The organism is Actinokineospora sp., from assembly GCF_052390155.1.
Taxonomy (GTDB): domain Bacteria; phylum Actinomycetota; class Actinomycetes; order Mycobacteriales; family Pseudonocardiaceae; genus Actinokineospora.
In genome coordinates this window covers 169,106-195,590 of the sequence record NZ_JBQTHF010000030.1, presented here as the reverse complement: position 1 = coordinate 195,590, position 26,485 = coordinate 169,106, and the positions used below count along the sequence as shown (strand labels likewise).

Sequence of the window (26,485 nt, the reverse complement as noted above, 5' to 3'; positions counted from 1 at the left end):
CTCAGTCGGACTGCCACTCGGTGTAGTAGCTGGCCTCGTTGACCAGGTAGCGCACCGTCGGCTCGGGCACGTGCGCCACCACCCGCCGTTTCGCCATTCGGTGGACGAATTCCCAGTCCTCCTTGGGCAGGGTCGCCTTCACCCGGGGAATGCGGCTGAACAGCACGTCCGGGCCGCGCCGGAGCACGATCGAATTGGCGTCCACATAGGGCGAGTCGTCGACGAAAGTCTTGCGGTCGAACGGTTCCGACAGCACGTCGAGCACCGTGCCGTCCGCGCGGCGGCGCTCCACCGCGGCGTAGACGACGTCGGCGCCGCGGCCCAGTGCGGCGAGGGTGTGCGCCAGGTGGTCGGGCCGCCAGGTGTTGTCGTCGTCGAGGAAGGCGATGAAGCGGGACCGGGTGAGCCGGATGCCGACGTTGCGCACCAGGCCGAGCACCGCGGAGTTGCGGGACAGGCTGACCGCCACGAGCCGCGGGTCGGACGGCAGCGCGGGCAGGCCGCCGCCGTCGTCCACGACGATCACGAGCTGGTCGGTGACCGTTTGCGCCAGGGCCGACTCCACCGCGGGCGGCAGGAGCTCGGGCCGCTGGTAGGTCGGCATCACCGTGGTCACCAGGGTTTCCGGACGCTCGCCGACCGCCGCGCGCAGCCGCGCGACCTCGGCGTCCTCGAACCGGCGCAGCTCCGGCACCCGGTGGCCGAGTCGCAGCCGGGTCTTCGCCTCGTGCATGGGCCACAGGCCGAACGCGTCGCGCAGGGCGCGGCGGGCGGCGGCCGAGACGCCGTTGCGGTCCTTCGTCGGCGCGGTCACGAGGCCACCGCCTGAGCGCGGCCGGGCAGCAGAGCACGCATCGGGTACACCACCGGGAGGTAGACGGCGACGGCCACCAGGCCGCCGATGAGCAACTGGGCCAACGAGTTCTCGATGTAATGGCGCACCACGAGCGCGGTCGCCACGATCAGCAGGCCACCCACGAGAGGCCGCCGACAGGCCAGCATCGACAGCCGCAGCCGGATGCCGCGCCGATGGATCGCCCACGCGAACGCGGGCACGACCACCAGCAGCGCCACCGCCACCTGCGCCACCGCCGCGCCGCGGATGCCGTCGACCCGGGTGCCGACCAGCAGCGCGGGCAGCATCGCGGCGAGCCACAGCGCCTGCAGCGCGACCAGCATCCGGTTGCCGTCCAGGGCGACGAGCAGGTCGTAGCCGATGAACAGCAGGATACGCAGCAGGCCGAGCCCGGCGAGCACCTGCAGCGCCACCGCGGCAGGCGTCCACTGGCCGCCGTAGACCACGTGCAGCATCGGCGCGGCGTAGCAGGCGAGCATCGTGCACACCGGTATCGACGCCGCCACCAGCAGCCCGGTGCCGCGCGCGAGGGCCCGTTCGAGCTGCGGTTTGTCGTGCACCAGCCGGGAGAACCCGGCCAGCGACACGCGCCGCGCGGCCTCGGAGAACACCTGCAGCGGCAGGCTCGACTGGTTGAACGCCATCAGGTAGAGCCCGAGCGCGACCTCGTCGGTGAGCGAGCCGACCACGATCTTGTCCACATTGGTCACCGACAGCACGAGCAGGCTCGCCGCGGCCAGCGGCAGACCGAACCGGACCAGCGCCCGCGCGGTCTCCGGGTCCCACCCCGGCCGCACGCGCACCGGACAGAGCAACAGATACAGGGTGACCGAGACAAGGTTGCCCGCGATCTGGCCGATCGCGAAGCTCATCGGTCCGGCGCCGTTCGACGCGAGGGTGATCGTCAGGCTGGTGACCACCACGAACGACGCCGCGTCGCACAGGAACCGGGTGCGCTGCAGGAACTCGCGGTTGAGGATTGTCGCGGGCACCACGGCGATCCCGTCGAACACCACCGCCAGGCACAGCACGCGCAGCACGCCGACCGCGTTCGGGCTGCCCATCAGCTCGCAGAACGCGGGCGCGCCGAACCACACCAGCCCGTACAGCGCGACGCTCGTGCCGACCGCGATGGTCATGGCCGTCGGCGCGAACTCGCGCACATCGCGCTCCCAGCGCACCAGCGCCAGGCTCACGCCGAGTTCGTTGAACGCCTGCAACAGCGTCATCGCGACCAGGGCCACCGCGAACACGCCGTAGTCGGCCGGGGTGAGCAGCCGGGCCAGCACGATGCCCGCGACCAGGGTGCCCAGCCGCAGCACGACGGTGTTGAGCAGGCTCCACATCGCGCCGCGGCCGACCTTGCCGCCGATCGTCGTGGTCTCGGCGGTCACGCCGCGACCTCGGCTCTCGTCTCGACCGTCGGTCTGGCGGCGACCTCCTCTTGCACTGTTCGCCACAGTGACCCGGCCGCGCCGACCAGCAGGAAGGTGAACCCGGTCGCCACGGCGAAGCCGAGCAGGTCGAAGGTCGCCGACGAGATGCCGGGCACCGCGATGCAGGCTGCGAGGGTCACGCCGAGGTCACGGATGCGCGGGTCCTTGGTGGCCATCCGGGCGCGGAACGCGCAGTACCACCCGGCCAGGTAGAGGAAGATCAGCAGCACCATGCCGACCACGCCGTTCTGCACGAGCGTGCCGAGGTACTGGTTGTCCAGCCACCCGTACTTCTCCGGCAGGTACGTGCCCATCCCGCGACCCAGCAGCAGGTGTTCGGTGATCTCGGCCCCCGCCCGGTCGATGGCCCGACGCCTGCTCTCCGCGCTCGGGTCGACCCCGATGCTGGTGAACAGGCTGTAGAGGGTGCCGACCAGGCCCGGTACCAGCACCCGCATCGCGCCGACGAACAGCACGATGCCGAACAGTGCGCGCACCCGCCGTTTGGGCGCCATGGCCGGGATGATGAAGATCGCCGCGATGGCCAGGCCGAGCACCGCCGAGCGCGACAGCGACTGCATCGACGCGACCGCGAGCACGCCGAGGCAGAACCACCAGCGCTTGTCGGGCCCGCCGAAGTCCTTGGCGCGCAGCGCGTAGTGCAGGGCGATGGGCACGGTCATCGCGCACACCACGCCGAACTCGATGGGGTGCCCTGCCGTGCCCGCCGGCCTGCGGAAGTTCGACCGCTCCAGCACATAGGACATCTCGCCCACCGGCCGCAGACCGGGTAGCACCAGGAACTGGGTGAGGTCGACGGCGAGGGTGAACTGCAGGATGCCCACCCCGGCCATGAAGGTCGCGCCGATCACCATGGCCTTGAGCAGCCGGTCGAGCCGGGCCAGGCCACGCACGCCGTCGCACACCGCGATGCCCACCGCGAACACCGCCATGAGCGTGATCAGCGTGCGGTCCGCGGCGGCCAGCTCATCGGCGGGCAGGTAGCCATAAGTGGCGTAACCGTAGGTGGCGAGCTGGGAGCAGGCGAAGAGGTACAGCGCCGTGCGGGCGGCGTTGCGGCCCTTGGCCACACCGAGCGTGGTGACGAGCTGCGCGCAGAACCACACCAGGCCCATGAACAGCCCGATCGCCATGCCCGGGGTCAGCGCCATCGGCAGGCCCTTGACCACCAACATCGCCGGGATACAGGTCATCGCCAGGGCGTAGACACAGGCGAGGGTGGCGCCGTCGGCTCGCTGCTTGCCTTCGGCCTGGGGGCTGGTCACGCCTCAGCCGCGCTGGTCGGGCGGAGTCTGCGCGGGTTTGATCCGCAGCGTCGGCGGCTCGCGCCACTCGTCGGCGGGCCAGTTCGCGGGTCGCCCGCCTGCCGGTGCCTTCCCGTTCGGTGTCGTTCCGTTCGGGGTGGTCGGCAGCGTCCCGGTCTTGGGGGTCCCGGTCTTGGCTGTCCCGTTCACGGGGGTGCCGTTGGCGGCGGCCTGGGGCTGTCCGTTGGTCGCCTTGACGGGCTGGCCGTTGGTCTGCGGTTCGACCTGGCGTACCCGGTGGGCGCGTTCGGCGACCGGGGCGCGCTGTGCGCCGCGCACGGGCAGCGGACTGCTCGTGGGCACGCGGGTCTCGGGTTCCGGGTCGGGCCGCTTCTCGCCTGTGTCCTTCGTCGGCCGCGGCTCGTCGTCGTCCGGCTCGTCGGCGTCGCGCTTGCGGCGCCGGCTCTGGTAGCTCTCCACGCCGAACACCGCGGCCAGGCTGGCGGCGAGGCCGAGCACGAGGGCCACTCCCGCCGCGCGCAGCTTGCCGCCGCGCAGCGGCTCGGGCTTGGTCGGCGGCACGACGTCGTCGACGCCGATGAACGTGCTGGCGGGTGCCCTGAGCGCCTCCTGGCGCTTGGTCAGCTCCGCCTTCACCCGGTCGAGGACCTGCACGACCAGCTCGCGGGAGCCCTCCTCGGAGGCGCTCTCGGTCTTGACGCTGATGAACGGGCCGCCCTCGGCGCCGCCGCTGAGCACGAAGGTGTGGTCCGGCTTGTCCGCGCCGAGCGCCTTGACGACCTCGGGGGTGTTGATGCTCTGGATCACGATCGACGCCGAGATGGCGAGGCTGCTCTCGAACGCCAGCAGCGGGTTGGTCTGGCCGTTGACCTTGTCGGCGACGCTGGTCGGACCGCTGGCCGGGGAGGTCAGCACGAGCACGCCCGTCGACTCGTAGTGCATCGGCATCGCGGCATAGACCGCTCCGGCCGCGCCGAGCGAGACGGCGAAGACCGGTAGGGCCACATACCACCGCTTGAGCAGTACCAGCAGTGTCTTCCAGAAGTCCATCTGCGCCCCAACACACGACGTGACGCCGAGCAACAGGTCCGGCTTCCCACTGTCTCAGTAATCGTGGCCGATCGGGAGTTCGTTACTCCATGTGATACCGGCTGGCTAGGCTGTTCGCCCAAGTGGCCCAGCGGTCGGCGGCTCAGCGGTTGAGGTCGGTGCGGTAGCGCCAAACCCGGTAGGACGTGCCGTCGCCGAGCGGTTCGGTGAGCACCAGATCCCGGTCGCAGACGACGATCGAGAGCTTCGTCCCGCCGCCCTGCTGCGGCTCGGTGAACCGCCGACAACCGGGGTTCGCCGGGTCGGGCACACCGGGTTCGGTGTCGCCGCGCGCGTAGAGCGCCACCCCGCGCTCGGCCAGGAAGGCTGGCACCGTGCCCGCTCGCAGCGCGTCGAGGTATGCCGCCGAGTTGACCAGGCCCTCCAGGTGCACCAGCGGCCGGTTCAGGTGGTAGCCGACGCTGCCCGCGCGGTCGCCCATGGCGACCGGCGCGCCGGTCGGCAGCAGCGCGTCGATCCGCGCCGCGACCCACGGGCCCGCCTCGATGAACGCCGACCGGGTCACCCCGCCGCGCACCGCGCGGACGGCGTTGACCGCCGTCGTGGCCACCACCAGCAGGCACACCGCGAGCGCGACGAGCCTGCGCGCGGGCACCTTCGGCGTGAACCGGGACAGCACCGCCGGGCCCGCCAGCGCGATGGCCAGTGGCGCCGAGGAGAAGTACCAGGGCCAGAGCTGCCACGACGACGTCAGCGCGTAGTAACAGACAGTGAGCACGCCGCCGAGCAGGACGACGGCCCCGAACCGCGCCGCGAGCCCGACCCGCCCACCCGCGCGCAGCACGAGCGCTCCCGCGACGACGACCAGCGCGAGCACACCGAGCCAGGTCGACTGCCCGAACAGCACCGGCGAGGCGAGGAACTGGCCGCCGACGTCGGTGTTGACCCCGCCGCCGCCGAGCGCCTTGGCCTGCCCGGACACCGGCAGCGCGGTGTCGAACAGGGCCAGGTTCACCGCGACGTAGGCCGCGAGTGCCAGCGCCGGGATCGCGGCGAGCCACAGCGCCAGCCGCAGCCACGGCCCGCCTGCCCGCCACCACGTGACGGTCGCGAGCAGGCCGAGCAGCGCCATCGGGAACACGGCGTCGAGCCGGGACAGCACGGCAAGCGCCATCAGCGCGCCGACAGCGCGGGCGTGCCGGGTGGTGAACCACTCCGCGGCGAAGCCGTCGCTGCGCAGATAGGTCGCGGCGAGCCAGAGCAACGCGAACAGCAGTAGCCCGGTCTCCATGCCGGAGAACCAGAACGACGGCCCCGCCGACCCGACCACCAGCAGCGGTGCCGCACACACCGTGACCAGCACCGGACGGTCGGTGAGCGTGCCGATTCGGTCGATCTGCCGCGCGGAGGCCACCAGCAGGGCCGCTGAGACGAGGGTCACAGTAACCAAAGCGGTGTAACCATGTGTGACAGCGAACACCGGAACCAGTAGTAGCAACCACAGCGGGTGATACCCATTGGTCTGGTCCAGTCCGTTGAACGTGGACCCGGTCCCGGCGGCGATGTGCTCGGCTACGCCGAAGTAGTAGAACGCGTCGTCATCGAACAGGCCGACCGCGCGGTCGTAGGGCGCCATCGCCACCATCGCGACCCGGATGCCCGCGAGTACGCAGGCCAGCGCGGTGGCCGTCAGCCAGCGCGGCGGTCTCGACCGCGCAGGCTCGGCGGTCCGCACCGGCGTGGAGCCGGGTGTCGGATGGGCGCCTGTGTGCATGCCGGCTCCCGGGTGCTCCAGAGGTGCGTACGGCCTTGGGATCGCTCGACAGGGTGAATCGTTACGCTCAGTCGTACGGGGAGCCTGCGGCCGGTGTCACACTTGTCGTGACCGCAATGACGCACGCATTGTGACTGCATTGTGATCTGTCGAGCGATATGCATAGAGTGCCGTCGGCCCGGCTGGTGGTGGTGTTAGCACCAGCGGCCTGCAGGGAAATTCCTTGTCCTGCAACGGGGGCGACGCATTGCCAACCGGAAGGATCTCATGTCCGCTCGACCTCAACCGTCTGCGGAGTTAGGCAAGCGCCACGGCGGCAGCACGCGGATACGCAAGATCGCGATCGCGGCAGGCGTGGCGGTGGGCGCGGTGGTGTTCGTGTCCGGCTGCAAGCCCATGGCGGGCAAACCAGCTCCGAATCCGCCGATTCTCCCCACGACGACGATCAGCACACCCACCACCACGACGCCACCGGTCACCACGACCACGGCGTCCTCGACCACCACGACGACGACGAGTGCCAGACCGACCGCCACGTCGAGCGTCACCCCGCGGCCGCAGCCCGCGCCCCAGCCAGTGCCACCGGGTGGCGCGCTCGCGCCGGGCGTCGTCCCGCAGCCCGGCCAGGTCGGCTTCCGCGGCAACCGCGCGAACCTCAAGGTCGTCGACGGCCCCGGCTCCGCCCCACCCGGCACCCAGTGGAACACCGGCGCGCTGCGCTTCGGCGGCGGCGACGTCACCCTCGACGGCGTCTACGTCAAGGGCGGCATCGAGTACAACGGCCGCGGCACGCTGACCATCCGCAACTCGGTCATCGAGGGCAACCACTTCAGTTGGGCACCCCTGCTCGGCAACAGCGGGCACATCGACGTGCGCGACACGACCATCACCTACAAGGACAGCCAGTGGCCCGGCAGGCAGTGGGGCAACGGCGCGATCCACGGTGACTCGACGGTGACGATCATCCGGTGCGACATCTCGGGCACCCCGGACGGCATCCAGAACGGGCCCGGCAACAGCATCATCGAGCAGAACCACATCCACGACATGCTGCGGTCCGGGACCTATCCGAACAACACCCACAACGACGGCATCCAGAACTACGGCGGTGCCAACCTGTCGATCAAGTACAACCGCATCGACATCAGCGCCGACGGCAAGGCCTACGACGGCACGCACCAGAACGGCGCGGTCTTCATCATGCCGAGCAGCGGCAGTCCGTCGAAGAACCTGCAGGTCGTCGGCAACTATCTCGCGGGCGGCGGCTACATCCTGCGGCTCGGCGCGCCGATGAGCGGCGCCGTGGTCACCGACAACCGCTTCGGCACGACGGCGGGCGGTTGGGGCGAGGTTCTCCTCGACGGCGGCGGCATCCTCAGGTGGGCCAACAACCTCGACGTCAACGGACGGGCGATCAGCCAGCCCAACTAAGACCAGATCGGAACAGGGCCGCCTTCCCGACGTTTCGACTTGGGAAGGCGGCTTCCGGCTCTCCGGTCAGCCGCGCGGGGACGGCGACGAGGCCGCGGCCACCAGTTCCCTCGGTCTGCCGGTGCCGTCCGCGGCGGAGGCGTAGATCGTCGGCACGCCGTCGGTCGGCACCTTGGCGTAGGCGAGCGTCGAGTCGTCGAGCCAGGCGGCCTGGTCGTCCACGCCATCGGACCCGGGCAGCGCCGTCTCCCGCCCGGAGGCCAGGTCCAGCACGAAGAGCTGCCAGCCGCCGAGGCGCCCGGCGCGCTTCTTGTACGCGACCCGCGTCTGGTCGGGGGACAGCGACGGGCACTCCGCCCCGGTCCGCATGGTCGTCATGGTTCGCTCGAACAGGTCGCCCTTGACCAGCCAGGTGCTCTTGCCCGCGCCCAGCGTCGCGTAGAACGTCCGATCGTCGGCGGCCACGGTGACGCCCCAGAAGTTCGCGTCGATCCGCACGGACAGCTTGCCCTCGATGATCGTGTCGAAGTTCTCCAGCGACTCGGTGAGCGTGCCGGTGCGCAGGTCCAGCACCCCGGTCCGGGTGGAGAACCCGCCCGGCGCCAGGTAGGAGTCGCCGGTCACGAACACCGTCCACGACACGATCCGCCCCGACGCCGACACCCGGGCGCGGCTCGGCGTGCCCGGCAGCGGCACCGCGCGCACCTGCTTGCCGGACGCGTCGAACACCGCGGCCTCGAACGCGCCGGGCACGCCCATGCGCAGGCACACCGTGGTCCCGCCCGCCGAGTACACCCGCAGGCACTTCAGCTCGCCTGCCGACCGCGCCCCGTCCGGCGCGAGCCGCGACACCAGGTTGCGGCCGCCGCCGTTGTCGACGAACTCCAGGCCGCCGGGCACCGCCGCCCCCGGCCGCGCCGCCGCGGCCCGCTGCTCGCGCACGGTGGACACCACGTAGAGCGTCGCCGCCGCCACCACGACCACGATGGCGAGCACGCCGGCGACGATCCGGTGGCGCACGAACCAGTCCTTCACCGGGCCACCTCCGGGCGGATGAGCAGATAGACCGCGACCAGCGCGGCGCTGAGCGTGCCGATGGCGATGAGTACCGCCGTGGTGAAGTCGAAGCGCTGCAGGAAGAGTCCGAAGCAGACAGACGACGCGAGCCGGGTCAGCGCCTGCCCGGTCTGCACGATGGAAAGCCCGCTCGCGCGCAGGTGCTCGGGCACCAGGGTCGAGCCGTGGGCCATCAGCACGCCGTCGGTGGCCGCGTAGAACAGCCCGTGCAGGGCCACGGTGACCAGGACCAGCGGCAGGCCGGTGAACGGGCCGAGCAGCAGCAGATACACCGCGAACAGCACGACGTGCCCGGCGAAGAACATCCGCCAGCGGCCCACCCGGTCGGACAGCCTGCCCAGCGGCGTCGCCGCGAGCAGGAAGGTGAGGGCTGTGCCGACCGGCATGAGCGCGAGCCAGGTCGAGGACACGCCGGACACCTTCTGCAGCACCACGAACACGAACACGTCGGAGATCGTGGCCAGGCCGAGCAGGCCCGCGGCGATCGTGGTGCGGCGCAGGGCGGGCTTGCGCAGCAAGGCGCCGGTGTCACGCAGGGTGATCTTCTTCGCGGCCACCCGCTCCCGACGCGGCTGCCGGACGAAGAAGACCAGCACGATGAGCCCGAGCAGGGCGAACCCGAAGCTGATCACGAAGATCGGACCCGGGCTCGTGGTGAGCCAGGTGAGCACCGCGAACGTCACCAGCGGGCCGAGCAGCGCGCCGATGGTGTCCATCGTCCGGTGCACGCCGAACGCGGCGCCGAGCCGCTCCGGCGGGCTGACCAGCGAGATCAGCGCGTCCCGTGGCGCGGTGCGCAGGCCCTTGCCCGCCCGGTCGACCGCGAGCACGCCGCCGAGGCCCACCGCGGACGCGCCGATCGACGGGAACGCGAGCTTCGTGGCGGCCGAGAGGCCGTAGCCGACCACCGCGACCGCCTTGTGCCGCTGCACCCGGTCGGCGACATGCCCGCCGACCAGCCGCAGCACCGCGGTGGCGCCGGTGTAGATGCCGTCGAGCACGCCGAGCTGCAGGTAGCTCATCTGCAGGTTGAAGATCACGTAGACCGGCAGGAACGCGGTGACCATCTCGGCGGAGATGTCTGTGAGCAGGCTCACCGTGCCGAGCAGGACGACCGTGGTCGGCACCCGGCTGGTCGGGCCGCCCGCGACAGGCGGCACGGCGCTGCCACCCCTGGTGGATGCCACGTACACCCGTGCACCTCCGCTAAGCCCGGTTCGCGCGCCGCCTCGTCCTGCACATCGGACAACGACCACGGTCTGTAACAAGATTCGCCGGTCGCCCGAATCAGTGGGAGTCGGCCCCATCTGGAGGAAGAGGTCCCGTGCGGCGCAAGAGGGCCCCCCACGTCTTGATCATCGTGCAGAACCTGCCCGTTCCGCTCGACCGCCGGGTCTGGCTGGAATGTCAGGCGCTCAAGGCCGCGGGCTACGCGGTGTCGGTCATCTGCCCCAAGGGGCCGGGCGACCCCGCCTATGCCGAGCTCGACGGCGTGCATCTGTACAAGTACGCGCCGCCGCGCCAGGCAGACGGCCTGCTGGGCTACGCGTGGGAGTTCCTCTACTGCTGGCTGCGCACCGCGCTGCTGAGCCTCAAGGTCCGCCGCCGCGCCCGCTTCGACGTGCTGCAGGCGTGCAACCCGCCGGACACCTACTGGGCCTTGGCGCTGCCGTGGAAGCTCGCGGGCGTGCGGTTCGTCTTCGACCACCACGACCTCAACCCCGAGGTGTTCCGGTCGCGCTTCGGCGAGCCGAAGAGCCTGCCCGGCAAGGTGCAGCTCGCGATCCTCAAGTGGCTGGAGCGCCGCACGTTCCGCACCGCGAACCGGGTGATCTCCACCAACACGTCCTATCAGGACATCGCGGTCAACCGGGGCGGCGTCCCGCGCGAGCACACCACGGTGGTGCGCTCCGGCCCGGACACCTCGGTCATGCGGCCCGTCTACGCCGACGACGGCCCGCGCCGAGGCGGCAGGCACCTGGTCGTCTACCTGGGCATCATGGGCCCTCAGGACGGTGTCGACGGCGTGCTGGAGGTCGCCGACCGCATCGTGCACCTGCACGGCCGCACCGACTTCCGCTTCGCCCTGCTCGGCTTCGGCGACTGCCTCGACGACCTGCGGCAACAGTGCACCGACCTCGGCCTCGACGACTACGTCGAGTTCACCGGCCGGGTCGGCCCCGAGCAGATCACCCGCTATCTCTCGGCCGCGTCCGTCGGCCTCTCGCCCGACCCGCGCAGCCCGCTCAACGACGTCTCGACCATGAACAAGACCATGGAGTACATGGCGTACGCGCTGCCCGTGGTCGCCTACCGGCTCACCGAGACCGTGGTCTCGGCCGCCGACTGCGCGGTCTACGTCGAGCCGGGAGACCGTGACGGCCTCGCCGACGCCGTGGTCGCGTTGGCCGACGACCCCGACCGGCGGGCCGAGCTGGGCAGCGCGGGCAGGCGCCGCGCCGAGCGGGTGCTCGACTGGCGCCCACAGGCGCAGGCGTACGTCGGGGTCTATGACGAACTTCTCGACTACGCCTCGGCCGGGCCGTTCCCCGACGGCTGGCCCGCGGTCGACCGCAGGTCCGGCCCAGGCACCGGCCCGCAGGCCGACCGGTGGGGCAACCCGCTTGTCGATCTTCGGGACGACCAGGCGTTGCGGGGGTTCGCGGCGGCTCGGATGATGGCGCCCGGGGAGCAGTCCAAGCCGCTCACCGGCCCTGCGCCGCAGGCGAGCTGAACAGGGAGGGGAATCGGTGTTCGTACGACGGATCGCCGTGATCGGGACCGGATATGTGGGGCTGACGACGGGGGCCTGCCTGGCCTCGCTCGGCCACGACGTGGTGTGCGCCGATGTCGACGCCGACAAGATCGCGCGGCTCGCGCGCGGCGAGGTCGACATCCTGGAGCCGGGGCTGGCCGAGTTGGTCGCGGAGGGCATCGCGGCCGGTCGGCTCACGTTCGTGCTCGGCGCCGCCGCCGCTGTGCGGCACACGGCGGCAGGCCCCGAGGTCATGTTCCTGTGCGTGCCGACGCCGATGGGGGTGGGCGGCGTCGCCGACCTGAGCATCGTCGAGTCGGTCGTGGAGGAGGTGCGCGACCTGCTGCCCAGCGGCTGTGTCGTGGTCAACAAGTCGACGGTGCCGGTCGGCACGGCCGAACGCACCGAGGAGCTGCTGGTCCGCGACGACGTGGCCGTGGTGTCCAACCCGGAGTTCCTGCGCGAGGGCACCGCTGTCGAGGACTTCCTCAATCCCGACCGAATCGTGGTCGGCGGCAGCAAGCAGGACGCCGCCGAGCGCGTCGCCGCGCTGTACTCCCGGCTCGGCGCGCCCACCGTGCTCACCGACGGGCCGAGCGCGGAGCTGGTGAAGTACGCCGCCAACTGCTTCCTCGCGATGAAGCTGTCCTACGTCAACGCGGTCGCCGAGTTGTGCGACCGGCTCGGCGCGAACATCACCGACGTCACCGAGGGCATGGGCTACGACAAGCGCATCGGCCAGTCGTTCCTGCAGCCCGGCCCCGGCTGGGGCGGCTCGTGTCTGCCCAAGGACACCGCGGCGATGCTCCAGCTCGCCGACGCCGCCGACTTCGAGTTCCGGCTCATCCGGGCCACCATCGACACCAACACCCGGCAGCGGCAGCGGATGGTGGAGAAGGTCCGCCTCGCGGTCACCGGCCGCCGCGGCGGGTCGCTCTCGCACGTGCGCCTCGGCCTGCTCGGCCTGACCTTCAAGGCGGGCACCGACGACCTGCGCGACTCGCCCGCGCTCGCCGTCGCCGCTCTGCTGCGCCAGGCCGGGGCCGATCTCGTCGGCTACGACCCGGCGCTGCGCCGCGGTATCCGCCACCCCGACCTGGCGTCGATCACCGTCGTGGACGACCCGTACCTCGCCGCGAAGGACGCCGAGGCGCTGATCGTGCTCACCGAGTGGCCGGAGTTCCGGTCGCTGGACTGGGCCCGGCTGGCCGACACCGTGCGCAAGCCGATCGTCATCGACACCCGCAACCTGCTCGACCCGGCGGTGGCCCGCCGCGTGGGCTTCGAGTGGATCGGGATCGGCAGGAACTGACCGCGGACACCATGGTCGCCCGGCCGGAATGATCGGATCCTCCCGGCCGGGAGGCCCTATTGCCTCCCGGCCTTTCGACCTCGACACGATCCGGCGCTTCGAGGAGACCGGCTCCCCGGTCATCGCCGACGGCGAGCAGACCAAGTCCAGCTTCGCGACCTACCCGCTCGCCGGACTCACCGCGCTCGCCCGGACGGCGTCGTCATCCCCTTCTCGGCACCTGTGACGACTGCGGCTTCTCCCCCTTCGCCGACGACACGTCGACCTCTCGGGACACCGCCTTCGCCAAGATCGCGGCGCGCGTCGAGGGCACCCGGTTGGCAGCCGAGGTGCTCGGCTAGGGCTCAGCCGAAGTCCAAGTACACCAGCGCCTGGTCGTCGTGGGGTTTGGGCCGGGGCCAGCGGGCGCCGTCCGGGTCGGTGAGTTCGGCCGCCCGGACGGCGTCGAGCACCGCCTGTGGTCCGTCGGCGGCGGCCAGGTCGCGCACCCCGGGCCAGTCGAACAGGCCGTAGTCCTCGACGCCGCAGGAGACGCCGTCGCTGGCCATGAGCACGGCGGTGACCTCGGCGCGCGGCCACACGGCGCGCACCGCCTGGTACGCGGCGGCCGGGACGGCCTCGGCCACCCAGAACCCGCCGTCCCGGTTGCGCAGGGGCTGGACGCGCTCGGCTGACGACCGCAGGGCGGCCACGTGGTCGTCTCCGTAGCCTTCGCCGGAGCGCAGGCGGTCGCGGTAGTCGCCGCGGGGGACGGTCCGCAGCCGGTCGTCGGACACGACGTGCGGGCCGTCTGGCAGGAACGCGACCACCGGGCTGTCGGCCAGCACCAGCGCCTCGACCTTGGCCTCGTCCCAGCGCGCGATCGCCACGGTGCTCGCCGGGCTGTGGCCGGGGGTGAACCGGTTGTGCCGGGCGACCGACCGGATCGCGCCCGCGAGCAGGTCGGCGAGATCCAGTTCGGGGGCCGCCGTGAGTCGGGCGGCGAGCTGGGCGCCGAGTTCGGTCGCGTACGCGCCGCCGCTGGGCAGGTCGGGCCGCAGCGAGGTGGCGCCGTCGAGCAGGATCACCGCCTCCGGCAGCACGATGACCACGTCCTCGCTGGGCCGCGCGCGCCCGTCGAGTCCGACTCCGGCCTGCTCCGCGACCCCGAATCCCGGCATGCCCGAATCCTGCTCCGCGTCAACTAAGGTTGACAAACCCGGTGCCGTCAATCTAAGTTGACACCATGGCGGAAGCGACCCAGTTGGCAGGCGCGGCGGGCGACCGGGACCCCCGGGTGGGGCTCCGCGCGGTCGCCGCCCTGCGCAAGCTGCTCGAACAGTTGGAGGCCGTGCAGGTCCGCAGCGCGCGGATCGACGGCTGGTCCTGGCAGGAGATCGCGGCCGAGCTGGGCGTGAGCAAGCAGGCCGTACACAAGAAACACGGGAGGCGGTAGCCGATGTTCGAGCGATTCACCAAAGCCGCGCGCATGGCGGTGCGCGACGCGGTCTACCTGGCCGAACAGGAGCAGGTCGCGGCCATCGGCCCGGAGTACCTGCTGCTCGGCATCCTCAACCAGGACGGTACGACCGGCACCGCCGTCCTCGCCCACCACGCTGTCACCACGGCCTCGGCAACCGCCGCGCTGGCGGGGGCAGGCAGACGCGGCGGCCTGTCCGACGCCGACACGGCCGCCCTCGGCGAACTCGGCATCGACGTCGACGCGATCGTCGCGGCCGTCGAGCAGACCCATGGCGCGGGCGCCCTCGCCGCGGGCGGCAAGCGGCCCCGCTCGTTCGGCCCGCGCTGGCGGGTGCCGTTCACCCCCGCGGCCAAACGCGTCCTCGAACAGTGCCTGCGCGAAGCCCTCGACCGCGGCGACAAGACCATCGGCGACGAACACCTGCTGCTGGCCATCTTGGCCGTCGGCGGCACCGCGGCCGACGTGCTCACCGCTATGGGCGTGACCCACCAGGGCGTCCGCGCGTACCTGGCTCGGGCGAGCTGAGATAGGCCTCGGTCAGCCACCCGCGCACCACGTCGTCCACCTCGTCCGGTGTGCGCAGGTTGACCACGTTGTAGACCCTGTTAGCCGACGCGGTGAGCCGCCGCGCGATCCGCGGATGATCCACGCCGGCGGGCAACACCATTCCGCACGCCACCCACCGCGTCTTCGGCCGCAGCTCCACGAACATGCTGGCGCGCTTGAAGAAGATGCCCACCGACACCGGCTCCACGTGCATCGGCCCGACGCTGTCCAGGTGCGCCCGGACGGCGTCGAACACCGGCCGCTCGAACGGCGGCCCGGTGGCGAAGTACGCGTCGACGGACAGTGCGGGCGCGCACTCGTGGGTCTGCCCGGCGCGGCCGAATCGGCGGTCGCACTCCGGGCAGACCCACATCGCGTGCACACCGACGACCCTAATGTCGTGTGACCTCGGCCCGCGGCGTCCACGACACCAGCGGCAGGAACGCCTGCGCCAGCGGGCCGATGGCCAGCGCGTACAGCGCGGTGCCGATCCCGACCGTGCCGCCGAGCAGCCAGCCGCAGGCGAGCACGGTCAGCTCGATCGCGGTGCGGACCCACCGGATGGCGTACCCGGTGCGCCCGGCGAGGCCCGTCATCAGCCCGTCGCGCGGGCCGGGGCCGAGGCGGGCGCCGATGTAGGCGGCGGTCGCGAGTCCATTGAGGACGACGCCGCCGACGAGCAGGGTGATCCGGGTCACCAGGCCGTCCGGGGTCGGCAGCAGCGCGAGGGTCACGTCGACCGCGACCGAGATGACCACGACGTTGGCGACGGTGCCGAACCCCGGCCGCTGCCGCAGCGGAATCCAGCACAGCAGCACGGCCACGCTGGTGATCGCGGTGATCGTGCCGAAGCTGAGCCCGGTGCGCTTGTGCAGCGCCTCGTGCAGCACGTCCCACGGGGACAGCCCGAGCGTCGCCTCGATCTGCATGGCCATGCTCGCGCCGTAGAGCACGAGTCCGGCGAAGAGTTGGGTGAGCCGGCGTCCCGGATTCACCCGAATGGCCACTTGCTTGAGGTCGACGGAAGGCATGTGGCCATCTTTCGCCGAAAATTGGCCTGGTATCGAGAGCCAATCTGCAAGAATTGGTCACATGGTTGTGCTGGGTGGCCGCGTCTCCGGCCTCCGATTGGTCCGCATGCTCGGCGAGTGGCGTGAACACGGCAGCAGGCAGGGGTCGGCCGGGCTCGCCGCGGGCATCCGGCTGCTCGTGCTCGACGGCCAGCTCCCGCCGGACACGGCACTGCCCGCCGAGCGCCAACTGGCCACCGCGCTCGGGGTCAGCCGCACGCTTGTCGCGACCGCGTGGGACCTGTTGCGCGCCGACGGCCTGATCGTCAGCAGACGAGGGTCCGGCTCGTGGACGGCCCTGCCCGCCGCGCCCGCCCGGCCGCCTGCCGACTCCGGCGAGCAGCCGCTCGACCTGGCCCGCGCCGCCCCCGCCGCGCTGTCCGGCGTCGCGCACGCCATCGACGCCGTGCGCGGCGCGTTCGCCGCCGAACTCGCCGGTCACGGCTACTACGAGTACGGCATCGAGGTGCTGCGCGAGCGCATCGCCGAGCGCTACACCGCGCGCGGCCTGCCTACCGCCCCCGACCAGGTGCTGATCACCAACGGCGCCCACCACGCCCTCGCGCTCGTGCTTCGGATGATGACCGGACCGGGCGACCGCGTGCTGGTCGAGCAGCCCACCTACCCGAACGCGATCGAGGCGATCCGGGCCGCGCACGCCGTGCCCGTCCCGGTCTCGATGCCTGCGGACGGCTGGGACCTCGACGGCATCGAGGCCACCCTGCGCCAGGCCGCGCCCCGACTCGGCTACTTCGTCGTGGACTTCCACAACCCGACCGGGCGCAGACTCGACGCCGAGGGCCGCGGCCGACTCGCCGCCGTCCTGCGCCGCGCCCGCACGCCGGTCGTCGTCGACGAGACGATGGTCGAACTCGACTTCGTCGGCGACCCGCCGCCGCCGATGGCCGCGTTCGCCGCCGGGCTGGTGATCACCGTCGGCTCGGCCAGCAAGTCGCACTGGGGCGGGCTGCGGCTGGGCTGGGTGCGCGCGTCGGCGGAGGTCATCCAGCGCCTCGCCGCCGCACGGAACGCCTTCGACCTGGGCTCGCCGGTGTTCGAGCAGCTCGTGCTGGCCGAGCTCTACACCGACCCTGAACCGATGCTGCGCGAGCGCCGCGCGGCCACGGCGGACCTGCGCGACGTGCTGGTCGGGGCGCTGCGCACGCACTGTCCAGACTGGACGTTCCAGGTGCCGGACGGCGGGCTCAGCGTGTGGTGCGCGCTGCCCGCGCCGATCGGCACCCGGATCGCGGTCGGCGCGCAGAACTTCGGCGTGCGGGTGGTGCCGGGCGCGCGGTTCGGGGTGTACGGCGGGCTGGAGCGGTGGCTGCGGCTGCCGTATACGCTGCCCGCTCCGCAGCTCGTCGAGGCCGTGCGCAGGCTGTCGCTGGTGGCCCGTTCCGTCACCGGATCGGCTGGTTCCGTCGGTTCCGACGGTCTCATCCCGGTTGCGTGAGTGGTGAGTGACTAGCTTTCCCTCATCTGAACCAGGTACAAAGCAGTGCGCTGGATGGCGTAGTTGTTTGGACCTTTCAGTCTGAACGCCACCCAGCGCACCAGAGGGTCCCCCCTGGCAGCTCGCCCGGTCAGCAGGCACAGCCCCGCGTTGTGCCGAATCCGGCGAGCCGCCAAGGGAGCGCCCCGGCGCCGCGGGGGCATCGCGGCGCCGGGGCCAGGCCCCGATCCGGCCGGACGCGGTCGGCCGATCGGGACGTTGTGGGTGGTGCCCGAAGTGGGCCGGGTAGGTCAGTCGGGAGCGGAGCCGGGCGCGGGGTGGCTCGGGTGCCTGGCAGGTGTCCCCATCCGCAGCACCATCAGCCTCGACCCCCGAGCTCCGCCAGCCGTGCGACCACGTCACTATCCAGCACCGAGTCGCGTTTCGGCACCCCAAGCGCGGGCGTTCCACCCGGAAAGACGGACAAGGACACCGCGCGAGTGGGTGTGATCACCGACAGTGGAAATCACTGGACCGGGTGATCTTCTGCTGTCTTCCATGCGAGTGGGCCGCTGCGGCGACACGGTGTTCCTTGTGCACACCTACCGCAGCGACACCCTCGGTGAACTGGTCGAACGGCATCCTGGCCTGCTCCTGCACGACCCCGGCGGCCCCGCCGAGTGCGTCGTGCGCCGGGGCGAACTCGTCGTCCCCCGCGACAGCGTCGACGCCGCCGTCCGCGAACTCGACCGCTGGGTGGACCACGTCGACCGCGCCGACCACGTGACGTTGCGCCTGCGCCCCGGCGCCGCCGACGCGTGCGTGCGTATCGCGGCGGAGGTCGGCGCCCGGCTGCCGGTGTCGGCCAACCACGTGCACGCGACCCTGGTCGGCACGCCGATCCTGCACGGCACCGGCGCCGTGCCCACCCCGGCCCCGCTCCCGCCCGAGCCCCCGCGCGAGGTGTGGGATCCGCCGGTCACCGTGCTCGTGCTGGACACCGGTGTCGACCCGCACCCGTGGTTCACCCACCGGCCCTGGTTCGGCGAATGGGGCCCGCGGCCCGAAATCCTCGACGGCGACGACGACGGCGTGACCGACCGGCAGGCCGCCCACGGCACCTTCGTCACCGGCGTCGTGCTCCAGCACGCGCCCGGCGTCACCGTCCGCCACCACCGCGTCCTGTCCTCCCACGGCCTCACCGACGACCGCACCGTCGCGTCGGCCCTGCGCCGCACCCGCGGGCACGCCGCCGCCCGCGGCGAACACATCGACGTCGTCCTGGTCACCGCCGGTTGTCACACCGCCGACGACCGCTGTCCGCCGATCCTGGCCCGCGAGTTCGCCCGGTTCACCGACACCGTTCTGGTCGCCGCGGCGGGCAACGCGGGCACCACCCGCCCGTTCTGGCCCGCGGCCCTCCCCGCGGTCGTCGCCGTCGGCGCCACCACCCCGTCCGGCGCCCTCGCCGACTTCTCCGGCCGCGGCCCGTGGGTCGACCGCGCCGCCCCGGGAGTCGACGTCGTGAGCAGCCACGTCCGGCTGGACCGGGGCACCCGCGCCTACGGCGGCGCCCGGTGGAGCGGCACCTCGTTCGCCGCCCCCCGGATCGCCGCCGAGGCCGCCACCCTGCTCCACCAGGGCACCACCGCCGCGGCCACCTTCGCCGCGCTGACAGCTCGCGCGCCTTCCTGACTCGGCTTCGCGCGCTTTCGTTCCCCCGCAAGCAATCTGTCACACGTTCGTGGATCTTGCGGATCGTGATCACTGCAACCTTCGTCCGAGCGGCCGAAACCCTCGGTTCAAGGAGGACACAGTGGACACAGTGGACACTGCGGAGCTGGTGCGCCGGGCGGGCGACGGCGACCAGGACGCCTGGCGCGAGTTGGTCACCCGGTACGCGCCGCTCGTCTGGCGGGTGGCGCGGGCGCACCGGCTGGGTGCGGCCGACGCGGCCGATGTCAGTCAGAGCACGTGGATCGCGCTCGCCGAGCACATCGGGCGGCTGCGGACGCCGGAGCGGGTCGGCGGGTGGTTGGCGACGACGGCGCGGCGGGAGAGCCTGCGGGTGATCGCCGCGCGGGGCCGCGAGGTGGTGGCCTCGGCGTTGCCCGAGGCGGCTGACACCGCCCAGGAGCACCGCTGGCCCGAGCCGACCGCGCTGCGCGGGGAGCGCGACGACACGCTGTGGCGTGCTTTCGCCGCCCTGCCTGACCGGTGCCGGGCGCTGCTCGGCCTGCACGTCTTCGCGCCCGAGCTGACCTATGTCCAGCTCGCCAAGGCCCTCGGCCTCGGCGCGAGCAGTGTCGGCAGCGCCCGCAGCCGCTGCCTCGGCGTCCTGCGCCGCAAGCTCGCCATCCTCGGGATGCCCGGCGAGGTGGCCGGATGACCGACGCCGACCTGCTCGCCGAACTCGCCCGCCTGCTCGGCAGGCTGGACCCGGTGCCTGCCGACGCGCACGCCGCGGCCGTCCTCGCGGGCACGTTCCTCGGCACCCGGTGGGACTGGCTCGACCTGGTCCCGATGGCTGGCGCGGGCGTCCGCGGCGATGCCTGCCTGTGGCGGGCCGACGGTGTGCTGGTCGAGGTAGCTGACCGGATCGGCGGCCTGCTGACCATCCCGGTGTCCCGCGCGGAGCTGCACTCGGCGGCAGGGGTGACCGTCCTCCCGGTCGACGCCGTCGGCTGCTTCTCCGCCGCCGCCCCGCCGGGCAGACTGCGGCTGGTCTTGCACCGCGAGGGCGCCGCGCCGCTGGTCTCGGGGTGGTTCCGCTGACCTGGTCCGCCCACCACGCCGAGGCACTCGACCACCAGGAACGCGGCGAACCTCTGCGCGCCCGGCCACCCGCCCGCGCCGCGATCACCGCCGCCACGACGCCGACCGAGGCCGCCGAAGCCAGCCTGGTGCTCGCGTGGATCTCCCAGCAACTCGGCGACCACGCGGCGAGTGCGGACCTCATCGCCCGCGCCCGCCCGTTGCTGAGCGGTGTCCTCGGTGCCCGGGCGGACTGCCTGCGCGGGCTCACCCTGTGCATGACCGCCGACCACGACCGCGCCATCGCCGTGCTCACCTCGGCCGCCGACCGGCTCGCCGACGACCCGCACTGGCAGGCGAACGCCCTCGTCGGCGTCGGTGTGTCGGCGGGCTACCTGCACCGGTTCGCCCGCGCGGACACCGCGTTCACCCGGGCCTACGCGCTCTACACCGCCCAGGGCGAACCCGAACGCGCCGCGACCTGTCTGCACAACCAGGGGTTCGTCGCCGCGCAGGCAGGCGACCTTCCGCGCGCCCTCGCCCACTACGACGCCGCCGCCGTCGACGAGCGCAGACACCCGGAAGCCTTGGTGGACCGTGCTTCCGCGCTGCTCGCGGCAGGCCTCACCGAGGAGGCGGGCTCGGCCCTGGCCCGCGCCGCCCGCCTCCTCGGCGCGGCGGGCCGCGGCCCAGCCTTCGCCGAGGCGACGTTGGTGCACGCGCACTGTCTACTTCGGACTGGAGAATCGGCGGCGGCGGTGTCCGCGGCCCGATCCGCCGCCGACCTGTTCGCCGCCCAACAACGCCCGGGATGGCGCGCGGCCGCGCGGGCGATCGAACTGCGCGCCCGCTTCGCCGCGGCCGAGACCGGATCAGCGGGTGCACTGTCGGTGATCGCGCGGGCCGAGAGTGGTGGCGGGGTAGCCGACCGGGAGTGGGCGATCGTGGTTGCCGGTGATTGCGACAAGGCGGGCATGGTCACCGAGGCCGCCGAGTTGCGCCTGGCCGCCGGACGTCCCGATCTGGTCGAGCACCACCGGCACGCCAAGGACACCACCGCCGTCCTGCGGGTCCTCGGCTGGCTCGCCCGCGCCCACACGGCGCCGACCCGTCGCGGGGTGCTCGCCGCGTGCCGGGCGGGGTTGCGGGTGGTGGACGAGCACGCGGCCGCGCTGGGAGTCGTGGAGCTCCAGGCGGGCGCGTCGGAGTTGGCCGCCCGGTTGTCCGAGATCGGTGTCGGCGCGGCGAGCGGTCCGCGGGGCGTCTTCGCCTGGACCGAGCGGCACCGGGCGGCGATGGCACGGCCCCGGCACGCGCCGCCGGTGGAACTCGCCCGCGCGTTGGCCGCGCTGCGGTCCGCCGATCCGCGCGACCGACCCGCACTGGAGGGCCGCGTGCGCAGGCTGTCGCTGTCGAGTCCGGCCGAGCGCCTGCCGGACGTCGATGAGTTGAGTGCGGCGCTGGGCCCGAGGGTGCTGCTGAGCTTCGTTGTCCATAATGGACAATTGAGTGTGGTTTCCGTTGTTGGACAACGCTTTCGCGTGCACGCCATGGTGGACTCGCGGATCGTCGGTGACCTGGCGGAAGCCTTGCGCACCGCCGCCGCGTTGGCTGTTCGAACCGGCGACGGTGCCGCGGCCGAACACGCGGCCCGGCGGCTCGACGGCGTGCTGTTCGCGCCCCTGCGCAAGCTGATCGGCGACCGTCCGCTGGTGGTACTCCCGACTCGCGCGCTGGCCGCAGTCCCGTGGGGCGCCCTGCCGACCTGCTCGGCCCGCCCGGTCGAAGTGGCGCCGTCCGCGGCGTACTGGCTGCGCGCCACCCGCGTGGCCGAGCCTGGCGGGGACGCGGTCTGGATCGCCGGACCCGGACTGACCCACGCCGACCGCGAGGTGCGCGACCTGCACCGCCGCCACGGGGGCAGGCTGCTCACCGCTCGACACTCCACAGTGGACCAAACGCTGGCCGCGATCGACGGGGCGGGCCTGGTGCACATCGCCGCGCACGGACGGCACCGTGGCGACGTCCCGCTGTTCTCGGCCCTGATCCTGGCCGACGGCCCGCTCTACGGCTACGACCTCGACCGGCTGCGCGCCGCCCCGCACCGGCTGGTCCTGTCGTCCTGCGAATCGGCCCGGGACCTGCTCGGTCTGACCGCGCTGCTGCTCCGCCGCGGTACGCGCACCGTCATCGCCAGCACCCTGCCGGTTCCCGACGACCGCGCCGCCGACCTGATGAGCACCCTGCACGACCACCTGCGCGCGGGCATCGCCCCGGCTCACGCCCTGGCCCGCGCGCAAGCCGTCCACGGCCACCTGGGCTTCGTCACCTTCGGCGCGGGCTGACCGTCAGCCCAGTTTGTGCAGGCGCTCGATCGCTTCGTCCAGGACTTCGTCGCGTTTGCAGAATGCGAAGCGGACCAGGTGGCGCCAGCGGTCCGGGTTGTCGGTGAACACCTGCACCGGCACCGCCGCCACGCCGATCCGCTCCGGCAGTTCCCGGCAGAGCTGCAACCCGTCGGTGAAGCCCAGGGGGCGGACGTCGGCGCACACGAAGTACGTGCCTGCCGTCGCCCGCACGCCGAAGCCGGCTTGCGCGAGACCGGCCGAGAGCCGGTTTCGCTTGTCCGCCAAGGAATCCCGCATCGACTCGACCCATGCGGACTCGTGCTCCAGTGCGTAGGCCACGGCGGGCTGGAACGGGGCCCCGGCCACGAACGTCAGGAACTGCTTCGCCGCGCGCACCGCGGCCACCAGTTCCGCGGGCCCGCAGACCCATCCGATCTTCCAGCCCGTGCAGTTGAAGCTCTTGCCCGCGCTGGAGATGGTCAGCGTCCGCTCGGCCATCCCCGGCAGCGTGCCGAGCGGCACGTGCTCGCCGCCGTCGAACACCAGATCCTCGTACACCTCGTCGGTGATCGCCAGCAGGTCGTGCTCGACGCACACCGCGGCGATGGCGCCCAACTCGTCGCGGGTCAGCACGGTGCCGGTCGGGTTGTGCGGCGAGTTGACCAGGATCGCCCTGGTCCGCGGCGTCACGGCGGCCCGCAGCGCGTCGACGTCGAGGCCGAAGCGGCCTGATGGTTCCTCGGCCAGCGACAACACGGTGCGTTGTGCGCCCGCCATCGCCACGGCGGCGGCGTACGAGTCGTAGTACGGCTCGAACATGATCACCTCGTCGCCCGCCTCGACCAGGGCCAGCAGCGTGGCCGCGATGGCCTCGGTCGCGCCCACGGTGACCAGGATCTCCGAGTCCGGGTCGAACGACGTCCCGAACCGGGTCCGCCGGGCCGCGATGGCCGCGCGCAGCTCCGGGCGGCCGGGTCCGGGCGGGTACTGGTTGATCCCCGCCGCGATGGCGTTCTGGGCCTCGGCCAGCATCCGCGCGGGGCCGTCGGTGTCCGGGAAACCCTGGCCGAGGTTCACCGCCCCAGCGCGCACGGCGAGCGCGGTCATCTCGGCGAAGATCGTCGACGTGAAGGGCCGCAGCCGCGGGACGAGCGTGGTTCGAGGCACGGAACAGCATCCTCACGGACAATGGTCCTGTGGAGCAACTGACACTCGCCGAGGAGGACAAGCGCCGCGCGCTGCGCCGGATGAAACTGGTCGCGCTCGGCTTCCTGTTCGCCGCGACGCTGATCTTCATCGGCACGACCCTCTGGCAGGCCGCGGGGGCACCCGGCTGGGTCGGCTACCTCAAGGCGGCGGCCGAGGCGGGCATGGTCGGCGCGCTGGCCGACTGGTTCGCGGTCACCGCGCTGTTCCGGCGCCCGCTTGGCCTGCCGATCCCGCACACCGCGATCATCCCGACGAAGAAGGACGTGCTCGGCGACAGTCTCGGCGACTTCGTCGGCACCAACTTCCTCGCCGAGGATGTCGTGCGCGAGCGGTTGCGCCGGGTGGGGGTGGCGCGCAAGCTGGGCGGCTGGCTGGCCGACCGGGACAACGCCGAGCGGGTCACCTCCGAGCTGGCCACGGTCGTCCGCGGCGCCGTCACGGTGCTGCGCGACGAGGACGTGCAGGCGGTGATGGAGCAGGCCGTGGTCAAGCGGGTGGTGAGCGTGCCGTGGGGGCCGCCGCTGGGCAAGCTGCTGGAGCGCGTGTTCGCCGACGGCGCACACCACAAGCTGGTCGACCTCATGTGCGACCAGGCGTACGAGTGGGTCAACCGCAACCACGATCAGGTGCTCAACGTGGTGTCCGACCGGGCGCCGACGTGGTCGCCGAAGTTCGTCGACTCGCTTGTCGCCGACAAGGTCTACGGCGAGGTGCTGTCCTTCGCCTGGAACGTCAAGACCGACGTGAACCACCCGATGCGGCTCGCGCTCGACACGTTCCTCACCGAGTTCGCGGGCGACCTGCAGCGCGACCCGGAGGTGATGCGGCGCGCCGAGCAGGTCAAGCAGCAGGTGCTGGAGCACGCCGAGGTGCAGAACCTCATCGGGTCGGTGTGGACCACGGCGAAGAGAATGCTGCTCGACGCGGCCGAGGACCCGTCGAGCGAGTTGCGGACGCGGGTCAAGGCCGGGCTGATGACCCTAGGCGAACGCCTCCAGTCCAACGAGGCGATGCGCGCCAAGGCCGACGGCTGGGTCGAGGGCGCCGCCGGGTACATCGTGCTCAACTACCGCGACGAGATCACCACGCTGATCACCGACACCGTGCAGCGCTGGGACGCCGACGAGACCTCCCGCAAGATCGAACTCCAGGTCGGTCGCGACCTGCAGTTCATCCGTATCAACGGCACCGTGGTCGGCGCGCTCGCCGGCCTGGTCATCTACGCGGTGGCCCAGTTGATCAGTTGAGCTGGGAGTCGGGTGGTCGCCAGGCCCTTCTGCTGCCGCTTGCTCGACACTGTCGGTGGCGGGTGGGACACTCTTTGCGCTTGGGGTGGACAAGCCGCTCGGTGCAATCCCGACGAAACGGTGCGACATGACGAGCGTGGTGGAGCCATCCGTTCAGGACCGGTTCAGGCACTGGATCAAGCCTGAACCGGGCACCATCATTACTCAACCGACAAGTTTTTGCCCGCTGGACTGCACGTACTGCTATCTCCCGAGGCGGCACCTCAATCTGGAGATGGCGACCGCCACGGCAGAGGCGATCGTGTCTGGCATCCCGGCGCATTGGGGCACGGAGACACCGCTTGAGGTGGTGTGGCACGGCGGCGAACCATTGGTTGTTGGGCGTGCCAAGTTCGGCGAGCTGCTGACTCCGTTCCAGCATCTCCTTGCCGAGGGGCGGATCGTGCATCGAATCCAGACCGGGGCCACGCTCATTACCGACGAGTGGTGTGAGTTCTTCGGGAAGCACCAGATCGACGTTGGCGTGAGCATTGACGGACCCGCGCACGTCAACGTGAACCGGATCAACCGTGGCGGCCATCCGATGTTCGATCGGATCGTCGCGGGTATCGAGACGTTGAAGAGAAACGGGATCGGGTTCACCACGCTGGCTGTCGTCACCGACGAGGCCACCAGCAGCGCCGCGGAGACGCTGTCGTTCTTCTCCGATCTGGGGTGCACGTGGGTTGGCCTCAACATCGAGGCTCAGGAGGCTGCCAACGTCGGCGGCCTGCCGCCAGCGTTCGAGCAGGTTCGCCGGTACTGGCGGGACGTGTTCGAGTGGAGCGCTGCGAACCCGGACATGGTGATTCGCGAGGTCCGGTCGGTGTTCGGCTTCCTCGGACTCGACGCGGACGTCCGGTCGACTGACGGTCGCCACGACCTGATCCCGACCATCGGATGGGACGGGGACGTTATCCTGTTGTCGCCCGAACTGCTGGACGTCGAGGCACCCGAGTACGACAACTTCGTTGTGGGAAACGTAAACGACGATCCATTGACCGCGATCCTAAATCGCGCTTCCGACGTTCGGTACGTTGGTGAGTTCATGGACGGCCTCGAAGCGTGCAAGAAGACATGCGAATTCTGGGATCTCTGCCAGGGTGCCCATGCCGGAAATCGGTTCTTTGAGCACGGCACATTTACCGCCACCGAGACGCGCCACTGCCAGACGTCGTTCCAAGCGCCAGCCCTGGCGCTTGCAGATTTGATGAGAGAAAGTGAGTAGATGAATGACGGTTCTCGAACAGCTTGTCGCCAAGTCGAAGGCACCCAAGTGGGCTGCGTTGGTCGAACGGCACAAGAAGGTCGACGCCCCGATGTCTGCTTGGGGTCGTAAGGGTGGCAGCCACTACAAGGATGGCGAGTTCTCGAAGAAGTAGTCCTTCGCACTCAGAG

Annotated in this window: 26 protein-coding genes and 1 pseudogene; 15 read left to right on the top strand and 12 right to left on the bottom strand. The window is 71.6% G+C overall.

Annotated elements, in window-relative coordinates; genetic code table 11:
• Position 1 precedes the first annotated feature (1 nt).
• The 6 genes from ACT4N7_RS12560 to ACT4N7_RS12535 form a co-directional block, all read right to left on the bottom strand.
• Positions 2–814 carry a glycosyltransferase family 2 protein gene (locus tag ACT4N7_RS12560; RefSeq protein WP_444828844.1) on the bottom strand — a complete coding sequence of 271 codons (813 nt, stop codon included), beginning with the start codon at positions 812–814 and terminating at the stop codon, positions 2–4.
• On the bottom strand, positions 811–2,250 hold the full coding sequence (locus ACT4N7_RS12555; RefSeq protein ID WP_444828843.1) for a lipopolysaccharide biosynthesis protein: 1,440 nt from the start codon (positions 2,248–2,250) through the stop codon (positions 811–813). Before ACT4N7_RS12555 ends, ACT4N7_RS12560 begins: the two co-directional genes overlap by 4 nt.
• Complete coding sequence (locus tag ACT4N7_RS12550) at positions 2,247–3,578, bottom strand: O-antigen ligase family protein (protein WP_444828842.1); 1,332 nt, start codon at positions 3,576–3,578, stop codon at positions 2,247–2,249. Before ACT4N7_RS12550 ends, ACT4N7_RS12555 begins: the two co-directional genes overlap by 4 nt.
• 3 nt (positions 3,579–3,581) lie before the next feature.
• Complete coding sequence (locus tag ACT4N7_RS12545) at positions 3,582–4,628, bottom strand: hypothetical protein (protein WP_444828841.1); 1,047 nt, start codon at positions 4,626–4,628, stop codon at positions 3,582–3,584.
• Between the two features lie 142 nt (positions 4,629–4,770).
• A complete protein-coding gene (locus ACT4N7_RS12540; RefSeq protein WP_444828840.1) occupies positions 4,771–6,402 on the bottom strand; it encodes a hypothetical protein in 1,632 nt (543 codons plus the stop codon).
• A gap of 281 nt (positions 6,403–6,683) precedes the next feature.
• Positions 6,684–6,950, bottom strand: a complete 267-nt coding sequence (locus ACT4N7_RS12535) for a hypothetical protein (protein WP_444828839.1) — start codon at positions 6,948–6,950, stop codon at positions 6,684–6,686.
• A gap of 28 nt (positions 6,951–6,978) precedes the next feature.
• On the opposite strand from ACT4N7_RS12535, the gene ACT4N7_RS12530 reads away from it, so the two are divergent.
• Positions 6,979–7,833 (top strand): right-handed parallel beta-helix repeat-containing protein, encoded by an 855-nt coding sequence (locus ACT4N7_RS12530; RefSeq protein ID WP_444828838.1) that lies wholly within the window; start codon positions 6,979–6,981, stop codon positions 7,831–7,833.
• A gap of 66 nt (positions 7,834–7,899) precedes the next feature.
• Here ACT4N7_RS12530 and ACT4N7_RS12525 read toward each other — a convergent pair whose 3' ends face one another.
• Together ACT4N7_RS12525 and ACT4N7_RS12520 are read right to left on the bottom strand one after the other, a co-directional pair.
• On the bottom strand, positions 7,900–8,868 hold the full coding sequence (locus ACT4N7_RS12525; protein ID WP_444828837.1) for a TolB family protein: 969 nt from the start codon (positions 8,866–8,868) through the stop codon (positions 7,900–7,902).
• Positions 8,865–10,103 carry an MFS transporter gene (locus tag ACT4N7_RS12520; RefSeq protein WP_444828836.1) on the bottom strand — a complete coding sequence of 413 codons (1,239 nt, stop codon included), beginning with the start codon at positions 10,101–10,103 and terminating at the stop codon, positions 8,865–8,867. Before ACT4N7_RS12520 ends, ACT4N7_RS12525 begins: the two co-directional genes overlap by 4 nt.
• Before the next feature lie 131 nt (positions 10,104–10,234).
• Here ACT4N7_RS12520 and ACT4N7_RS12515 point away from each other — a divergent pair, with 131 nt between their 5' ends.
• The 4 genes and pseudogenes from ACT4N7_RS12515 to ACT4N7_RS12500 form a co-directional block, all read left to right on the top strand.
• Entirely contained in the window at positions 10,235–11,644 is a 1,410-nt protein-coding gene (locus tag ACT4N7_RS12515; protein WP_444828835.1) for a glycosyltransferase family 4 protein, read from the top strand.
• 16 nt (positions 11,645–11,660) lie between these two features.
• Positions 11,661–12,977 (top strand): UDP-glucose dehydrogenase family protein, encoded by a 1,317-nt coding sequence (locus tag ACT4N7_RS12510; protein ID WP_444828834.1) that lies wholly within the window; start codon positions 11,661–11,663, stop codon positions 12,975–12,977.
• A 28-nt stretch (positions 12,978–13,005) separates the two neighbouring features.
• Complete coding sequence (locus tag ACT4N7_RS12505) at positions 13,006–13,203, top strand: hypothetical protein (RefSeq protein WP_444828953.1); 198 nt, start codon at positions 13,006–13,008, stop codon at positions 13,201–13,203.
• Positions 13,190–13,318, top strand: a pseudogene (locus ACT4N7_RS12500) (5-methyltetrahydropteroyltriglutamate--homocysteine methyltransferase); the annotation flags it as partial. The gene ACT4N7_RS12505 and the pseudogene ACT4N7_RS12500, both read left to right, overlap by 14 nt.
• Positions 13,319–13,321: 3 nt before the next feature.
• Here the strand turns inward: ACT4N7_RS12500 and ACT4N7_RS12495 are convergent.
• Positions 13,322–14,137 carry a hypothetical protein gene (locus tag ACT4N7_RS12495; RefSeq protein ID WP_444828833.1) on the bottom strand — a complete coding sequence of 272 codons (816 nt, stop codon included), beginning with the start codon at positions 14,135–14,137 and terminating at the stop codon, positions 13,322–13,324.
• 65 nt (positions 14,138–14,202) lie between these two features.
• Here ACT4N7_RS12495 and ACT4N7_RS12490 point away from each other — a divergent pair, with 65 nt between their 5' ends.
• Both ACT4N7_RS12490 and ACT4N7_RS12485 read left to right on the top strand, forming a co-directional pair.
• The gene (locus tag ACT4N7_RS12490; RefSeq protein ID WP_444828832.1) at positions 14,203–14,412 is read left to right on the top strand and encodes a helix-turn-helix domain-containing protein; all 210 of its coding nucleotides are present in this window, start codon (positions 14,203–14,205) and stop codon (positions 14,410–14,412) included.
• Positions 14,413–14,415: 3 nt separating this feature from the next.
• Positions 14,416–14,964, top strand: a complete 549-nt coding sequence (locus tag ACT4N7_RS12485; RefSeq protein ID WP_444828831.1) for a Clp protease N-terminal domain-containing protein — start codon at positions 14,416–14,418, stop codon at positions 14,962–14,964.
• On the opposite strand, the gene ACT4N7_RS12480 is transcribed toward ACT4N7_RS12485, so the two are convergent.
• Complete coding sequence (locus tag ACT4N7_RS12480; protein WP_444828948.1) at positions 14,912–15,358, bottom strand: DUF5655 domain-containing protein; 447 nt, start codon at positions 15,356–15,358, stop codon at positions 14,912–14,914. The genes ACT4N7_RS12485 and ACT4N7_RS12480 overlap by 53 nt on opposite strands.
• 19 nt (positions 15,359–15,377) lie before the next feature.
• The gene (yczE, locus tag ACT4N7_RS12475) at positions 15,378–16,016 is read right to left on the bottom strand and encodes a membrane protein YczE (RefSeq protein ID WP_444828830.1); all 639 of its coding nucleotides are present in this window, start codon (positions 16,014–16,016) and stop codon (positions 15,378–15,380) included.
• Positions 16,017–16,077: 61 nt separating this feature from the next.
• Here yczE and yczR point away from each other — a divergent pair, with 61 nt between their 5' ends.
• The 5 genes from yczR (at position 16,078) to ACT4N7_RS12450 (ending at position 22,589) form a co-directional block, all read left to right on the top strand.
• Positions 16,078–17,511 (top strand): MocR-like transcription factor YczR, encoded by a 1,434-nt coding sequence (gene yczR, locus ACT4N7_RS12470; RefSeq protein ID WP_444828829.1) that lies wholly within the window; start codon positions 16,078–16,080, stop codon positions 17,509–17,511.
• Between the two features lie 537 nt (positions 17,512–18,048).
• Positions 18,049–19,185 carry a S8 family peptidase gene (locus ACT4N7_RS12465; RefSeq protein ID WP_444828828.1) on the top strand — a complete coding sequence of 379 codons (1,137 nt, stop codon included), beginning with the start codon at positions 18,049–18,051 and terminating at the stop codon, positions 19,183–19,185.
• Between the two features lie 121 nt (positions 19,186–19,306).
• Positions 19,307–19,879: an RNA polymerase sigma factor gene (locus ACT4N7_RS12460; protein WP_444828827.1), complete on the top strand. Its 573-nt coding sequence runs from the start codon at positions 19,307–19,309 to the stop codon at positions 19,877–19,879.
• The gene (locus ACT4N7_RS12455) at positions 19,876–20,265 is read left to right on the top strand and encodes a hypothetical protein (protein WP_444828826.1); all 390 of its coding nucleotides are present in this window, start codon (positions 19,876–19,878) and stop codon (positions 20,263–20,265) included. Before ACT4N7_RS12460 ends, ACT4N7_RS12455 begins: the two co-directional genes overlap by 4 nt.
• Positions 20,253–22,589, top strand: coding sequence for a CHAT domain-containing protein (locus ACT4N7_RS12450; protein WP_444828825.1), 2,337 nt, complete (start codon positions 20,253–20,255; stop codon positions 22,587–22,589). The genes ACT4N7_RS12455 and ACT4N7_RS12450 overlap by 13 nt, the downstream gene beginning before the upstream one ends.
• 3 nt (positions 22,590–22,592) lie before the next feature.
• Here the strand turns inward: ACT4N7_RS12450 and ACT4N7_RS12445 are convergent, their stop codons facing one another.
• Positions 22,593–23,759, bottom strand: coding sequence for a pyridoxal phosphate-dependent aminotransferase (locus ACT4N7_RS12445; RefSeq protein WP_444828824.1), 1,167 nt, complete (start codon positions 23,757–23,759; stop codon positions 22,593–22,595).
• A gap of 80 nt (positions 23,760–23,839) precedes the next feature.
• Between ACT4N7_RS12445 and ACT4N7_RS12440 the strand changes: the two genes are divergently transcribed.
• The 3 genes from ACT4N7_RS12440 to amcA all read left to right on the top strand — a co-directional run bounded on the left by ACT4N7_RS12440 (position 23,840) and on the right by amcA (position 26,469).
• Positions 23,840–25,048 carry a DUF445 domain-containing protein gene (locus ACT4N7_RS12440; RefSeq protein ID WP_444828947.1) on the top strand — a complete coding sequence of 403 codons (1,209 nt, stop codon included), beginning with the start codon at positions 23,840–23,842 and terminating at the stop codon, positions 25,046–25,048.
• An 85-nt stretch (positions 25,049–25,133) separates the two neighbouring features.
• Positions 25,134–26,315 (top strand): cyclophane-forming radical SAM peptide maturase AmcB, encoded by a 1,182-nt coding sequence (amcB, locus tag ACT4N7_RS12435; RefSeq protein WP_444828823.1) that lies wholly within the window; start codon positions 25,134–25,136, stop codon positions 26,313–26,315.
• Positions 26,316–26,319: 4 nt separating this feature from the next.
• Positions 26,320–26,469, top strand: a complete 150-nt coding sequence (gene amcA / locus ACT4N7_RS12430; RefSeq protein WP_444828822.1) for a multiple cyclophane-containing RiPP AmcA — start codon at positions 26,320–26,322, stop codon at positions 26,467–26,469.
• Positions 26,470–26,485 lie beyond the last annotated feature (16 nt).